This window comes from Microvirga subterranea (assembly GCF_003350535.1).
In the GTDB taxonomy this organism is placed as follows: domain Bacteria; phylum Pseudomonadota; class Alphaproteobacteria; order Rhizobiales; family Beijerinckiaceae; genus Microvirga; species Microvirga subterranea.
In genome coordinates, this window is sequence record NZ_QQBB01000003.1 from 405035 (window position 1) to 419272 (window position 14238).

The 14238-nt window shown below is 66.7% G+C and carries 13 protein-coding genes; 7 read left to right on the forward strand and 6 right to left on the reverse strand.

Annotated features, from left to right (window positions below; translation table 11 throughout):
* Nucleotides 1-32: 32 nt before the first annotated feature.
* Entirely contained in the window at nucleotides 33-1670 is a 1638-nt protein-coding gene (locus DES45_RS26040; protein ID WP_114769834.1) for a M10 family metallopeptidase C-terminal domain-containing protein, read from the reverse strand.
* Between the two features lie 327 nt (nucleotides 1671-1997).
* On the opposite strand from DES45_RS26040, the gene uvrA reads away from it, so the two are divergent.
* The gene (gene uvrA / locus DES45_RS10025; protein WP_114769835.1) at nucleotides 1998-4988 is read left to right on the forward strand and encodes an excinuclease ABC subunit UvrA; all 2991 of its coding nucleotides are present in this window, start codon (nucleotides 1998-2000) and stop codon (nucleotides 4986-4988) included.
* Nucleotides 4989-4997: 9 nt separating this feature from the next.
* Here uvrA and DES45_RS10030 read toward each other — a convergent pair whose 3' ends face one another.
* A complete protein-coding gene (locus DES45_RS10030) occupies nucleotides 4998-6068 on the reverse strand; it encodes an NAD(P)H-dependent flavin oxidoreductase (RefSeq protein ID WP_114769836.1) in 1071 nt (356 codons plus the stop codon).
* 85 nt (nucleotides 6069-6153) lie between these two features.
* Here DES45_RS10030 and DES45_RS10035 point away from each other — a divergent pair, with 85 nt between their 5' ends.
* Nucleotides 6154-6897, forward strand: a complete 744-nt coding sequence (locus DES45_RS10035) for a DUF4336 domain-containing protein (RefSeq protein ID WP_114769837.1) — start codon at nucleotides 6154-6156, stop codon at nucleotides 6895-6897.
* 181 nt (nucleotides 6898-7078) lie between these two features.
* Here the strand turns inward: DES45_RS10035 and DES45_RS25670 are convergent, their stop codons facing one another.
* Nucleotides 7079-8227 carry a sensor histidine kinase gene (locus DES45_RS25670; protein WP_210272309.1) on the reverse strand — a complete coding sequence of 383 codons (1149 nt, stop codon included), beginning with the start codon at nucleotides 8225-8227 and terminating at the stop codon, nucleotides 7079-7081.
* A gap of 86 nt (nucleotides 8228-8313) precedes the next feature.
* A complete protein-coding gene (locus DES45_RS10045; protein ID WP_114769838.1) occupies nucleotides 8314-8664 on the reverse strand; it encodes a DUF3147 family protein in 351 nt (116 codons plus the stop codon).
* A gap of 162 nt (nucleotides 8665-8826) precedes the next feature.
* Between DES45_RS10045 and DES45_RS10050 the strand changes: the two genes are divergently transcribed.
* Nucleotides 8827-9171 carry a hypothetical protein gene (locus DES45_RS10050; protein ID WP_114769839.1) on the forward strand — a complete coding sequence of 115 codons (345 nt, stop codon included), beginning with the start codon at nucleotides 8827-8829 and terminating at the stop codon, nucleotides 9169-9171.
* 67 nt (nucleotides 9172-9238) lie between these two features.
* Here the strand turns inward: DES45_RS10050 and DES45_RS10055 are convergent, their stop codons facing one another.
* The gene (locus DES45_RS10055; protein ID WP_114769840.1) at nucleotides 9239-9586 is read right to left on the reverse strand and encodes a hypothetical protein; all 348 of its coding nucleotides are present in this window, start codon (nucleotides 9584-9586) and stop codon (nucleotides 9239-9241) included.
* 293 nt (nucleotides 9587-9879) lie between these two features.
* Here DES45_RS10055 and DES45_RS10060 point away from each other — a divergent pair, with 293 nt between their 5' ends.
* The 4 genes from DES45_RS10060 to rnd all read left to right on the forward strand — a co-directional run bounded on the left by DES45_RS10060 (nucleotide 9880) and on the right by rnd (nucleotide 13489).
* Nucleotides 9880-10302 carry a YciI family protein gene (locus tag DES45_RS10060; RefSeq protein ID WP_114769841.1) on the forward strand — a complete coding sequence of 141 codons (423 nt, stop codon included), beginning with the start codon at nucleotides 9880-9882 and terminating at the stop codon, nucleotides 10300-10302.
* A gap of 59 nt (nucleotides 10303-10361) precedes the next feature.
* Nucleotides 10362-11621, forward strand: coding sequence for an RNA polymerase sigma factor (locus DES45_RS10065; protein WP_114769842.1), 1260 nt, complete (start codon nucleotides 10362-10364; stop codon nucleotides 11619-11621).
* Between the two features lie 274 nt (nucleotides 11622-11895).
* The gene (locus tag DES45_RS10070; RefSeq protein ID WP_147282382.1) at nucleotides 11896-12282 is read left to right on the forward strand and encodes a hypothetical protein; all 387 of its coding nucleotides are present in this window, start codon (nucleotides 11896-11898) and stop codon (nucleotides 12280-12282) included.
* 46 nt (nucleotides 12283-12328) lie between these two features.
* Nucleotides 12329-13489, forward strand: coding sequence for a ribonuclease D (gene rnd, locus DES45_RS10075; protein ID WP_114769844.1), 1161 nt, complete (start codon nucleotides 12329-12331; stop codon nucleotides 13487-13489).
* 63 nt (nucleotides 13490-13552) lie between these two features.
* Here the strand turns inward: rnd and DES45_RS10080 are convergent, their stop codons facing one another.
* The gene (locus DES45_RS10080) at nucleotides 13553-14176 is read right to left on the reverse strand and encodes a 2OG-Fe(II) oxygenase (protein WP_114769845.1); all 624 of its coding nucleotides are present in this window, start codon (nucleotides 14174-14176) and stop codon (nucleotides 13553-13555) included.
* Nucleotides 14177-14238: the final 62 nt, after the last annotated feature.

A 14238-nucleotide genomic window follows, 5' to 3' on the forward strand; every position in this document is an offset into this window, starting at 1 on the left:
GCCGTCGGCTGCGTCCGAACAGCCACCATGGTCTAGATCACGAAGAACTCTCCGGCCGAAAAGCCCGCAAGCTTCTTCGGCAGCTTGGCGATCTCCACCGCCTTGCCCGATCCGGAGCCGTCCGCATCGTAGTAGAGCACTCCGGTCTTCTTCACGTAGACGAGGTAGTCGTTGCCGTCCTTGGCCTTGTCGAAGGCGAAGAACTTCCGGTTGAGGGCCTGCGGCTTCGATTCGGAACCCTTGCCGAGCTTCTTGAACACGGCATTGTCGAGCCAGATCGAGTCATCGGCCACCGAATAGTCGGTGATGGTGTCGAGGTTTGTCTTCTTGTTGGGCCTGGTGTCGAACACGAAGATGTCCTTCCCCACCCCGCCCGTGAGCACGTCCTTGCCGGCGCCGCCGGAGATCTTCTCGTTCGCCTCGGTCCCCGTCAGGACGTCCCGTCCGCCTGTCCCGCGGAGGACCCGGACGCCACCTTCGACCGGCGCACCGCCCGAAACGACCTTCACGCCGTTGACGAAGACGTTCTCGATGGCGGGGTTGGAGAAGGCGAAGGTGGCGTAGACCGTGTCAACGCCGCTCGCATCGATCACCACGTCGTTGGGCGAGTCGACATAGTAGGTGTCGTTGCCCGCCCCGCCGTTGAGGGTGTTCGCGGCCGCATTGCCGATGAGAATGTCGTCGAAGGCGCTGCCGACCGCGTTCTCGATCACCACCCCGTTGGCGATCGTGAACCCGCCCGCAATGCCCTTCTGCTGCGAGATGTAGCCGCCTGCTCCCGGGTCGTTCGGCGCCAGGGTCGCGGCGTGCAGGTCGATGGTGACGCCGGCGGTGGAGCCCGCTGCCGAGATGGTGTCGGTGCCGCCGGCATCCCAGATCGACATCCAGCCGGTGCCGCGGTCGTTCCTGGTCGGCAGCGTGTAGGTGTCGTTGCCGGTGGCGGTGGACATGTTGGCGCCGTAGAGCGTCTGGAGGGCGGCGATGTCGAACGCGCCGAGACCACCCTGGTTGCCCCATTTGAGCCCGCCATCGGGCGTGGTGGACAGGCCGTTGTTGGACGACAGGACCGTGTAGACGGATTGGTTAAAGCCGTAGGCGCCGAGATCGTCGGCCCCGTTCACGCCTGGGAACTTGGTCGCGTCCGACCGGGTGCCGCCGTCATAGGGATGGGCCAGGCCGAAACCGATGGCGAGCTCCTGGATCATGGTCGCGCGCCCGGCGCCGCCGAACTGCTTCTCCTTCCAGGCATCGGAGAAGAAGCTGTTGAAGATGCCCCAGCGCTGGTGAGACTGCTGTTCCGTCGGATGGATGGTGTCGGGAGACTCGTGCCAGCCGCTGACGCCGAACTCCAGCGGATACCACCACAAGGCGATGTTGGCATCGCTGACCGTCGGCGCCTCGTCCAGCCGGATATTGGCGACGCTGGTGAAGAGCCCCAGGACGTCGATCATCAGGGCCCTCGTTTCCGGGTACCAGACGCCTCGTGCCGCGCTCGAGTGCAGGTAGTTGATCTCGCCGTGGACCTGAACGGCCTCGTCGTAGTCGTTCTCCCCTGCGAGGGAGATCAGGATCGGCTGCTGTGATTGGTCCCACATGTTGCCGCCCCAGATGAGGGAATCGACATATGGGTTGCCATAACCCGAGCCGGGGATGTTCTTGAACGTAGCCATGGTTTTACTCCAGCCATTGACGATGCAGGGCAACCTGGTTCGACATGTTGTAACGTAAAGATGACTGCCATTCCGCTGCGTGCGATGTCGCACCTGGGCGTGTCCAGCCTGAGTGGGACCGACTGGATATCACGCAACGCAAAGTCGCACGTTCTGCGAACGGAAGGCACGGCGCCGGCCCCCATTGCCCTCCGTACCCTCTTTGTTCTAAGGTCACGCCCCTGGAATCATTGGCCGCATGTTGTCTCGGCCGGTGAGACGTCACATATCCGGGAGCCGGCCGCTTCCTTAGGCCGGCATTCCTCACTTCAAGGCTCAGGCAGGCCCATGGCTAAGCTCGACGAACTGTTCAACCGCGCCAAGGCGGGCGACCCGAATGCGCGTGTCATCACCGTGCGCGGGGCGCGGGAGCACAACCTCAAGAACGTCGACCTCATGGTCCCGCGGGACAAGTTCGTGGTTTTCACGGGACTGTCGGGCTCCGGCAAGTCCTCCCTCGCGTTCGACACGATCTATGCCGAGGGCCAGCGCCGCTACGTGGAATCTCTCTCGGCCTATGCCCGCCAGTTCCTGGAGATGATGCAGAAGCCGGACGTGGACCAGATCGACGGCCTCTCGCCCGCCATCTCGATCGAGCAGAAGACCACCTCCAAGAACCCGCGCTCGACTGTCGGCACTGTCACCGAGATCTACGACTACATGCGCCTGCTCTGGGCGCGCGTGGGCATCCCCTACTCGCCCACCACCGGCCTGCCGATCGAGAGCCAGACCGTCAGCCAGATGGTCGACCGGGTGCTGGAACTGCCCGAGAAGACCCGTCTCTACCTGCTGGCCCCCGTGGTGCGCGGCCGCAAGGGCGAATACCGCAAGGAGATCGCCGAGTTCCAGAAGAAGGGCTTCCAGCGCCTGAAGATCGACGGCGAATACTACGCCATCGACGAGGCCCCTGCCCTCGACAAGAAGTTCAAGCACGACATTGACGTGGTGGTGGACCGCATCGTGGTGCGCGCCGATATCGCCGCGCGCCTGGCGGAATCCTTCGAGACGGCCCTTGAGCTGACCGACGGCATCGCGGTGATCGAGTACGCAGACGAGAAGGACGACAAGGGCGCTCCGAAGCGCATCGTGTTCTCGTCGAAGTTCGCCTGCCCGGTCTCCGGCTTCACGATCCCGGAGATCGAGCCGCGCCTGTTCTCGTTCAACAACCCGTTCGGCGCCTGCCCGACCTGCGGCGGCATCGGCCACGAGATGCGCATCGACCCGGACCTCGTCATCGACGAGACGCTCTCGCTCAAGCGCGGCGCGGTGATGCCCTGGGCCAAGTCCTCCTCGCCCTATTACGGCCAGACGCTGGAAGCGATCACGAAGCACTACAAGGCCTCGATGACGAAGCCCTGGACGGAGCTGCCCGAGAAGGTGCGCGACGTCATCCTCTACGGCTCGGACGGCGACTCGATCCGCATGGCCTACGACGACGGGCTGCGCGCCTACGAGGTCAGGAAGCCCTTCGAGGGCGTGATCCCGAACCTGGAGCGCCGTTACAAGGAGACCGAGAGCGACTGGGCCCGCGAGGAGATCGGCCGCTTCATGGGCGAGACGCCCTGCGAGTCCTGCGGCGGCAAGCGCCTCAAGCCCGAGGCCTTGGCAGTGAAGATCGCCGGCTCCGACATCGGCGACGCCACCGCGCTCTCCGTCAAGGACGCGCACGAATGGTTCGGCGCGCTGTCGAAGAAGCTCACCAAGAAGCAGAACGAGATCGCCGGCCGCATTCTGAAAGAGATCCGCGAGCGCCTGACCTTCCTGGTCGATGTGGGCCTGGAATACCTGACGCTCGCCCGCTCCTCCGGCACGCTGTCGGGCGGCGAGAGCCAGCGCATCCGCCTCGCGTCGCAGATCGGCTCGGGCCTCACAGGCGTTCTCTACGTGCTCGACGAGCCGTCGATCGGCCTGCACCAGCGCGACAACGAGCGCCTGCTCGTCACGCTCAAGCGCCTGCGCGACCTCGGCAACACGGTGATCGTGGTGGAGCACGACGAGGACGCGATCCTGCAGGCGGATTACGTGTTCGACGTCGGTCCCGGCGCGGGCATCCATGGCGGCCAGATCGTCGCCGAGGGCACGCCCGACGAGATCATGGCGAACCCGAAGTCCCTCACCGGCAAGTACCTCACGGGCGAGATGACCGTGAAGGTGCCATCCAGCCGCCGCAAGCCCGACAGGAAGCGCATGCTGAAGGTCGTCGGCGCCAAGGGCAACAACCTCAAGGACGTGACGGCCGAGATCCCGCTCGGCACCTTCACCTGCATCACGGGCGTGTCCGGCGGCGGCAAGTCGACCCTCGTGATCGACACCCTCTACAAGGCGGTGGCGCGCAAGCTCAACGGCGCCCTGGAGCATCCGGCCCCGCACGAGCGCATCGAAGGGCTGGAGCACCTCGACAAGGTCATCGACATCGACCAGTCGCCCATCGGCCGCACGCCGCGCTCGAACCCGGCCACCTATGTGGGCGCCTTCACGCCAATCCGCGAATGGTTCGCGAACCTGCCGGAGGCGAAGGCGCGCGGCTACCAGGCGGGCCGCTTCTCGTTCAACGTGAAGGGCGGCCGCTGCGAGGCCTGCTCCGGCGACGGCGTCATCAAGATCGAGATGCACTTCCTGCCCGACGTCTACGTCACCTGCGACGTGTGCAAGGGCAAGCGCTACGACCGCGAGACGCTGGAGGTGAAGTATCGCGAGAAGTCCATCGCGGACGTTCTCGACATGACGGTCGAGGAGGCGCGCGAGCTGTTCAAGGCCGTGCCGTCGATCCGCGAGAAGATGCAGACGCTCGCCCGCGTCGGCCTCGACTACGTGCATGTGGGCCAGCAGGCGACTACGCTCTCCGGCGGCGAGGCGCAGCGCGTGAAGCTCTCGAAGGAGCTGTCCAAGCGCGCCACCGGCCGCACGCTCTACATCCTCGACGAGCCGACCACGGGCCTGCACTTCCACGACGTGGCGAAGCTGCTGGAAGTCCTGCATGAGCTCGTCGACCAGGGCAACTCGGTGGTGGTGATCGAGCACAACCTCGAGGTCATCAAGACCGCCGACTGGATCATCGACATGGGCCCCGAGGGCGGCGACGGCGGCGGACAGATCGTGGCGCAGGGCACGCCAGAGGACGTGGTGAAGGTGAAGGAAAGCTACACCGGTCGCTTCCTCAAGGAGGTGCTGGAACGCCGGCCGCTCAAGAAGGAGCCGGCCAAGAAGGACGGCGCCAAGAAGGACGCTCCCAAGAAAACGAACGGCAAGGGCAAGGTGACGCGCGAGGCGGCGGAGTAAGGCGCCCGCCTATCCGCGTCGCATCCGCTCCAGCGCCTCCTCGGCGAGACGCCGCGTCAGCTCGCCTGCCGGCATCTCCCGGCACAGCGGCGCGGCCTGTCCCGACCAGAGGGACATGAAGTCGCCCGAGCCGTTCGGCTCCGTGGCTTGGCGCAGGGGCACGAGCGCGCCGCCCGCGAGCGGGAACGGCGGCGCGGCGTCGGAGATCGGCCCGACCTCGCGCACCATCCGGTTGACGATGCTGCGCGCCGGTCGTCCGGTGAACACGTTGGTGATCGCGGTGCGGTCGTCGCGGGCGCTTTTCAGGGCGGCGCGATGCGCGGGCGCGACGGTCGCTTCGGGCGTGAACAGATAGGCTGTGCCGATCTGCGCGGCCGACGCGCCGAGCGCGAAGGCCGCCGCGATGCCGCGCCCGTCGGCGATGCCGCCGGCGGCGATGACCGGCACCTTCACGGCATCCACGATCTGCGGCACCAGCGCCATGGTGCCGACCTGCGTCGAGACGTCGTCGGAAAGGAAGATGCCACGATGCCCGCCGGCCTCGAACCCTTGCGCGATGACGGCGTCGCATTCCTCCCGCTCGAGGAAGCGGGCCTCCTCCACGGTCGTGGCGGACGAGATCACCTTCGCGCCCGTCCGCTTGACCCGGGCCAGCAGCTCGGCGTGCGGAAGGCCGAAATGGAAGCTCACCACCTCGGGCCGGAACTCCTCCACCAGCGCGAGGTAGGCCTCGTCGAAGGGCGCGCGGCTCGAAGACGGCGCAGGCGCCTCGGGGTCGAGCCCGAACTCCACGTAATAGGCGGCGAGCCGCCGCTTCCAGGCCGCCTCCCGCCCCTCCCCGGCCTCAGGCGGCCGGTGGCTGAAGAAGTTCACGTTGACGGGCTTCGCGGCGGCCTGCCTGAATATCGTCAGCTCCTCCCGCGCCCGCTCCGGCGTCAGCAGGGCGCAGGGCAGCGAACCGAGCCCGCCCGCCTCGGACACGGCGACCGCCATCGCGGCGAGGTTCGCTCCCGCCATGGGCGCCTGGACGATCGGGAGTTCGATGCCGAACAGGTCGAGGATGCGTCGATCGGGCCACATGCGAACCGCCTTTCCAGTGCCGTGGAACGACAGAGCTAAGGCGGGATTAAGGTGATGCGCAAGTGCGCGGACAGACAGGCGAGCCATGGCATCGGAACCGGACGTCACCTACCCTCCCGTGGACGTGCTCAAGCCCGTCGCGGAGAACGTCTGGATCGTCGACAGCGGACCGCAGCAGGCGGCGGGCCTGTCCCTGCCGGTGCGGATGACCGTGGTGCGCCTCCCCTCCGGCGACGTGTGGCTCCATTCGCCGACCCGGTTCATTCCCGAGCTGCGGCGCGAGATCGAGACCATCGGGCCGATCCGGCACATCGTGGCGCCCAGCATCGCCCATTGGACGCACCTGAAGGAGTGGCAGAAAGCCTGTCCGGCCGCCATCATCTCGGCCGCGCCCGGCCTACGCGACCGGGCGCAGGTGAAGGCCGCGGGCCTTCGCCTCGACCGGGATCTCGGCGTGGCGCCGCCGCCGGAATGGGCGGAGGTGTTCGAGCAGACTATCGTGCCTGGCGGCGCGGGCTTCCGCGAGGTCGCCTTCTTCCACCGGCCGACCCGCACCCTGATCCTCACCGACCTGATCCAGAACCTGGAGCCGGACAAGCTGCCCTTCGGCACGAGGGTCTTCGCGAAGGTCACCGGCGTTCAGGCGCCGGACGGAAAGGCCCCGGCCTACCTGCGCCTCGTCGTGCGCATGCACCGCCGCGAGGCCCGCCGCGCCGTCTCCCGCATCATCGCCCGCGCCCCCATCCGCGTGATCTTCAGCCACGGCAAGTGGTTCGACCGCGACGGGACGGAGGAGTTGCGCCGGGCCTTCCGGTGGTTGCTGAAGTAAGTGTGCGTCTAGGATCTTCTCAAGGCTAAGATAGGTCTGGAACCGCGCCGAGTTGTGCGTCCTGCCACTCCTTCCAGAGTCTGGCCGGTCGTCGCGACACGCCACGACGTCGTTTTCTCGTTCGATCCACGGATCGCCGGCACGAGGCTGGGAACGGCGGACGATGTTGAGAAAAGCCCCGTCAGTAACTCACAAGCGGCGCGTCGACCGAGCAGACGACGCCGCTCGGAGCGAAGTCGATATGCGCCTCGCCGTCAAGGTCCTGGGCGAGGCTGCGCTCGATGAGGCGGGTGCCGAAGCCGCGGCGGGTGGGCTTCTCGACCGGCGGGCCGCCGTTTTCCTCCCAGACGAGATGGAGGCGGCGCCCCGCGCCCGCGGCGCCGTTCAGCGCCCACCGCACGCCGATCCGACCTTTGCCGTTCGACAGGGCACCGTATTTCACCGCATTGGTGGCAAGTTCCTGCAACGCCATGGCAAGCGCGAGCGCCATGCGCGGCGGGATCTGCACGGGCGGGCCCTGCACGTGAATCCGATCCTCCCAGCGGCTGCGATAGGGCTCAACCGCCTGAGCCACGATGGTGTTGAGGCCCACATGGGCCCAGCTCTGCGTCGTGAGCACATTATGCACCTGCGACAGGGCGAGCAGGCGGCTTTCGATCGCGCTGAAGGCATGGTCCATGGTCGGCGCGTTGCGCAGGGTCTGCGAGGCGATGGACTGAACGGTCGTCAGCGTGTTCTTCACGCGGTGGTTCAGCTCGTCGAGGAGAAGATCCTTCTCGCGCACCGCAGCCCGCAATTCATCGACGACGCGCAGGCGCTCGACCACGGACCCGAGCAGGTTGGCGTAAGTCTTGAGAAACTCGATGTCGGTTTGGGTGAAGTCCCGCGGCCTCTTGCTGTCGACCTGAAGGACGCCATAGGGCGGGCGCCCGCCGCTGCCGTGGATCAGGACGTTCGCAAACGACCTGACGCCGTGCTCGATCATGAAGTCGTGGTAGGCGAAGCGCTCCTCTTGCTCCCGGTCGTTGGAGATGACTGCACCGTCCTTCAGCGTCATGCCCTCGGGCGAATTCTCGGCCGCCGTGACGGTGATCTGCCCGATGACGCCAGGCCCCCAGCCGTAGCCCGCCCGCACCTTGAACGTCCTGCCGTCGGGCATGAGCTCCATGATCTTCGCGAGCGATGTCTCGAGAGCGCGGCCGACGAACTCGCAGCCCTTGTTGAGGATGTCGTCGAGGTCTTCGCCCTTCAGCGCGAACTCGCCGAACTCCGCCAAGACCCGCTGCTGCTCCAGAAGCTCGTCTCGACTGGTTTTTCGTTGGTCGGTCATCTCACGTAGGTTCAGGGGTGAATCAGCAGGGTATCCAATCGCCTGGACGAGTTCCGGGTTCCAGTCGGAGTAGCGCGACCGATCCGTTAGAGGTCGATGCCGATCTTCGGCAGCAGCCAGAGGGTGAGCGTGTAGAGGCCCATGGTCAGCAGGCATGACAGGACGAGGGAGGGCCAGAATCCGACGCCGTGGCGCAGCATGGCCGGGAAGGCCAGGAACATCGGCAGGGACGGAAGCACGAACCAGAAGGTCGATTCCGCATGGGCCGCGATGCGCTCCGCGTCGGAGGTGTCGCGCCACAGCCAGATGATACCGAGCACGGAGACCAGGGGCAGCGACGCGATCAGCCCGCCGAAGCCGGGGCTGCGCCGCGCCACCTCCGAGATGATCATGACCAACACGCCAGACAGGGCCGCCTTGATGACGAGATAGCTCATGCGCCGCACCACCTTCCGTTGCCGGCACGGTCATATAGAACGCCGCGCAGAGGCGGCCATGGCGGCTGCGCGCTTGCGACGCCTTGCGACGGCCCACGGCCGAGCTTAAGCGAACGGCCCGCCATGATTCTTTCGTTTTATCGAGCCTTGGAGACCTGATCCGTGAAGAAAGCCGCGAGCCTTTTCGGCGCCTTGCTCGGCCTCGCTTTGCTCTACGCCGGCCATACCGTCATCTACGATTGGGTGCCGAGGCTGTGGGCCGGCACGCCGCCGACTCCGGTCTGGATCGTGCTGTCGTTCGAGGGCCGGAATGGGCAGCCGTCGCAGATGAGCTTCAACAATCCGGCCGTGCCGGATCTCACTCTCAAGCGATGCGAGGAGATCCTGCCGCAGATCCGCGACAGCCTCGTCGAGGCTGCCCGCAAGCGGGCACCAGAGCACTTGAGCACTGCTCCGTTCCGGAAGGTGGAGTGCATCGCATCCGAGACGGACCCGATCCGTCCCTGAGTGCGCCTCGCCCCCTTGGAGATCGCCCTCTTGCCTCCGCCTTGTCCGGCTCAGAGGATTGGCGCCGTCAAGCCGGCTCGATGCGCAGGATGCCCTTCTCGGTCACCAACTCGTAGAAGCGCGGATCCGCCCGGGCGGCCTCTAAGACGCCCTCGCCCGCGGCCTTTGTGGCACGGGTCGCCATGAACATTCCGGCGAACAGGACCGCCGCTGCGATGTACCACTTGACGAAGAAGAACAGGATAAGCCCGAGGATCATCAATCCGAACGTGGCGGTCCGGATTAGGGCCTGCCTCTTGCGAACATGATGTGGCATCAGGCCGGGCGTTTCGTACAGGAACCCGGAAGCGTTCCTGACGACATGGACCTTGATGGTGCCGGCCTGGTAGTTCTTGACGAATTCTTCGTAGGTCATTCGGTCTTTCCCATAGGTCATGCGCAAAGCGCACCGGCCCTATCTCACGGCCCCGCTTGCGGGAAAAGAGCGACCGTGAGGCTCGAATGTCGCACGGCACGGCCGTCCTTCCGGGCTCCGCTTTGCGGTCCCGGAAGGACGACGGAGAAGTCGCCCCTGTCCTGCCCCCGAATCCCGTCCTACACATTTGTCCGCGAAAATTTTTCGAACAGCCTGTCGATTCCGCCGGGGGTCGTTCGTCGTCAGGGCAGGAAGGCCACAAGGGGCCTCCTTCGATCAGAGGAGACAAGTCGATGCGCGTGATGGTGATGGTGAAGGCCACGAAGGACAGCGAGGCGGGGATCATGCCCTCGCCCGAGCTCTTCGAGGCCATGGGCAAGTTCAACGAGGAGCTGGTGAACGCCGGCATCATGCTCACCGGCGATGGCCTCAAGCCCTCGTCGCAGGGCAAAAGGGTGGCCTTCGACGGCCCGAACCGGACGGTGATCGACGGTCCCTTCGCGGAGACCCGCGAACTGGTGGCCGGCTTCTGGATCTGGGAGGTCAAGGACATGGCGGAGGCGGTCGAGTGGGCGAAGCGCTGCCCCAACCCGATGCCGGGCCCGAGCGAGCTCGAGATCCGCCCGTTCTACGAAATGGCGGATTTCGCGGACGTCATCACGCCGGAACTGGCCGAACAGGAAGAGCGGCTCCGGGTGAAGCTGGCCGACCGCTGAGGCCCCTTCGTCGCCGCCGCGGCTTGCCTCGGCGCGCCCTCGCCCGTTAACTGGGCACCGTGGCGGCGACGGACATTCACCAGACGATCGAGACGGTCTTCAGGATCGAGCGGGCCCGGCTCATCGCGGGCCTCGCCCGGATGCTGCGCGACGTGGGCCGGGCGGAGGAGCTGGCGCAGGACGCCCTCGTGACCGCCCTGACCGACTGGCCGAAGACCGGCGTTCCGGACAATCCCGGCGCCTGGCTCATGGCGGCGGCCAAGCGCCGGGCCATCGACGGGATCCGGCGGGACCAGATGCTTGCGCGAAAGCATGCGGAGATCGGCCGCGACCTGGAAGACGCACGCGATACGAGCGTCGAGGCCATTGAGGCGGCCCTCGACGACGATCTCGGCGACGAGCTGCTCGGCCTGATCTTCACCGCCTGCCATCCGGTCCTGTCGGCGGAGGCGCGGGCGGCCCTCACCCTGCGGCTGATCGGCGGGCTCACCACGGACGAGATCGCCCGCGCCTTCTTGTCGAGCGAGGCGACCATCGCGCAGCGCATCGTCCGGGCCAAGAAGACCTTGGGAAAGGCCCGCCCGGCCTTCGAGGTGCCCCGGGGCACGGACCGCAGGCAGCGCCTCGCCTCGGTGCTGGAGGTGATCTACCTGATCTTCAATGAGGGCTATGCGGCGACGGCCGGCGAGGACCTGATCCGGCCGGCCCTGTGCGCGGAGGCCCAGCGCCTTGGCCGCATCCTCGCAGGCCTCATGCCCGACGAGCCCGAGGTGTTCGGCCTTCTCGCCCTCATGGAGATCCAGGCCTCGCGCCTGGCCGCCCGGGTCGGGCCGGACGGCTCGGCCATTCCCCTGCCCGAGCAGAACCGCGCCCGCTGGGACGGGCTCCTGATCCGCCGGGGCCTCGCGGCCCTGGAGCGCACGGAGATGCTCGGCGGCGCCCGCGGCCCCTACGCCCTGCAGGCGGCGCTCGCCGCCTGTCACGCCCGTGCGCGCCGGGCGGAGGAGACGGACTGGCACAGGATCGCCGCGCTCTACGACACCCTGCAGGAGGTGACGCCCTCGCCCGTGGTCGACCTCAACCGGGCGGTCGCCCACAGCATGGCCTACGGGCCCGAGGCGGGCCTGGCACTTCTGGCCGAGATCGACGCGGCCGGGCGGTTGCGCGGCTACGCGCCGCTGCCGGCCGCGAGGGGCGATTTTCTGTTCCGGTTGGGCCGGCATGCCGACGCACGGTTGGCGTTCGAGCAGGCGGCGGCGCTGAGCCGGAACGAGCGCGAGAAGGCCTTCCTGCTCCGCCGGGCGGCGGCGTGCGGGTGACGACGGCATCGTCACTGCGGGTCGGCTCCATCGTCATTCCGGGACTGCGAAGCAGGGCCCGGAACCCAGAACCATCGGCGCTGCAGAAACAGGCGATGACCGTACCGTCTCATCCTTTACCGTCAGCGTTCATGGGTTCCGGGCTCTCGCTGCGCTCGCCCCGGAATGGCGGCGGAGCTGCCCCGGGAATGACCGAGTGGCAACAACCCCAAATCCCTGATTTCCCGTCGAATTTTCCCGGTTTCCGCACTTCTAAATCCTTGCGGAACAAAGCGTGAATCACCATATCCCATCTATGATTCACAGCCCTGCAACATCCCTGCTGAAGCCGGCCCGGAACGCGCCCGACGAGGAGCGGATCGAGGGCAACTGGCACGTCTATCCGCTGGAGGCGGCGCTCGAGCTCGACTACGTGGACCAGGCCGGCAATCCGAGCCGGCGCTGGGTGATCGTCCGCGAGCTGAAGGTCGGCCCCGGCAAGATGCTGCTCGGCGGCATCGACCTGTCCGACGACGGGTATCGCGGCTTCCGGGTGGACCGGATCGAGCGTCTCGAGGACGCCGAGACGGGCCTCGTGGTCGACCGCAACATCCTCGACTGGCTCGTCAAGCGCGCCGAGCGGCAGGCAAAAGAGCGTAGGAAAGCACTCAAATCCGCCTAACAGGGGAGTCGCGGGAAGCCGCGCCTTCCGCTAAAAGCCATAGATCATGGACTTGATCACAACGACCGACGCCCTCGCGGCCGCCTGCCGCCGCCTCGCCGCCCATCCGTTCGTCACCGTCGACACGGAGTTCCTGCGCGAGACCACCTATTATCCGAGGCTCTGCCTGATCCAGATGGCGGGCCCCGACCCGGCGGACGCCTTCCTCATCGACCCGCTGGCGGAGGGGATCAGCCTGGAGCCCTTCATGGCGCTCATGGCCGACCCGAACGTGGTCAAGGTCTTCCATTCGGCCCGCCAGGACCTCGAGATCGTCTGGAACCTGGGGCGCCTCGTTCCCGAGCCCCTGTTCGACACCCAGATCGCCGCCATGGTCTGCGGCTACGGCGACTCGGTCTCCTACGAGCAGCTCGTCAACGACCTCGCCAAGGCCCGGGTCGACAAGTCCTCCCGCTTCACCGACTGGTCCCGCCGCCCCCTCTCCGACGCCCAGCTCACCTATGCGCTCTCCGACGTCACGCACCTCGTGAAGGTCTACGAGGCGCTCCTCGACCAGCTGAAGAAGAACGGCCGGCTGGAATGGCTGAGCGAGGAGATGGCGATCCTCACCTCCCCCGAGACCTATCAGGCCGATCCCGACAATGCCTGGCGGCGCCTTTCCGGGCGGCTGCGCAAGGCCAAGGAGGTGGCGGTCCTGATGGAGGTCGCCGCCTGGCGCGAGCGCGAGGCTCAAGGACGGGACGTCCCCCGCGGCCGCATCCTCAAGGACGACGCCCTCATCGACGTGGCCGTCTCGGCCCCGCGCAGCGTGGAGGCCTTAGGGAGGCTTCGCTCGATCCCGAACGGATTCGAACGCTCCCGCACCGGAGCCGACATCCTCGACGCGGTCGAGCGCGGCCTCTCCCGCGACATGTCCACCGTGCCGGTCCCCGAGCGCCCGCGCGGCCGCGGTGCCGCAGGCGCGACGGTCGAGCTCCTGAAGGTGCTGCTGAAGGCGGTCGCCGAGGGCGAAGGGGTGGCGCCCAAGATCATCGCCACGGTCGAGGACCTGGAGGCCATCGCCGAGAATGACCATGCGGACGTGGCCCCGCTCCACGGCTGGCGAAGGGCGCTGTTCGGCGAGAAGGCGTTGGCCCTCAAGGCCGGCCAGCTCGGCCTCGCCATGCGGAAGAACCGGGTCGTGGTCTATCCGGTGCCGGAGGCTTAAGCCCTAAAAAGCAAAACGGAGGCGTTTCCGCCTCCGTCTCGGATCTCTACTGAAGGACGTCTCTCAGCGTCCGAAGATGCCCTTGAAGAACTGGGCCATCTTGTTGTGCTTCTTCTTGCGGTCCACGTCCGCCTGGCTCTTGACCCAGGCGACCTGCACGACGCGGCGGTCGCCCGCGAAGGGACGGTGGCCGTGCCAGGACTTGTCGGAGCGCAGGAAGGCGAACATGGTGCCCATGGTGGGCGGCACTTCCAGGGCGTAGGGCTCGAAGTTCTTCTCGTCGTAGAGCACCCGGAGGCGGCCGCCCTCGTCCTGCTGCCACTCGTCGTTCATGTAGACCAGCATGGTCATGACCTTGGACGGGCCGTCCGTGTGGATGGCGCCGTATTTCGGCTGCGACCGGGACATGATGGTGGTGAGGCGCGGATACTGATGAAGATCCTGGCCGAAGCGGCGGGACAGCTCCTCGGTGAGCTCCGGGCCCTCCAGCTCGTCGATCAGGGTCTTGAAGCGGCCGTGCAGCTTCACCTCGTCGACGGTGAGATAGCCGGGCTTCGACATTTCGGGGAAGTCTCGCCTCAGGTCGTCGATGGCGTCCTTGCGCAGGAAATCGGCCCCGAGAAGGAAATCATAAGGATCGTGCGAGACTTGCGCACCGCGCACGGCGTCAAGATTGATGGTCTGCATAAAGGGTCCTCGAAGCGGTGGAACTGCCGCGTGTCTGCTTCCCAGGGCGGCACCGTAATTGC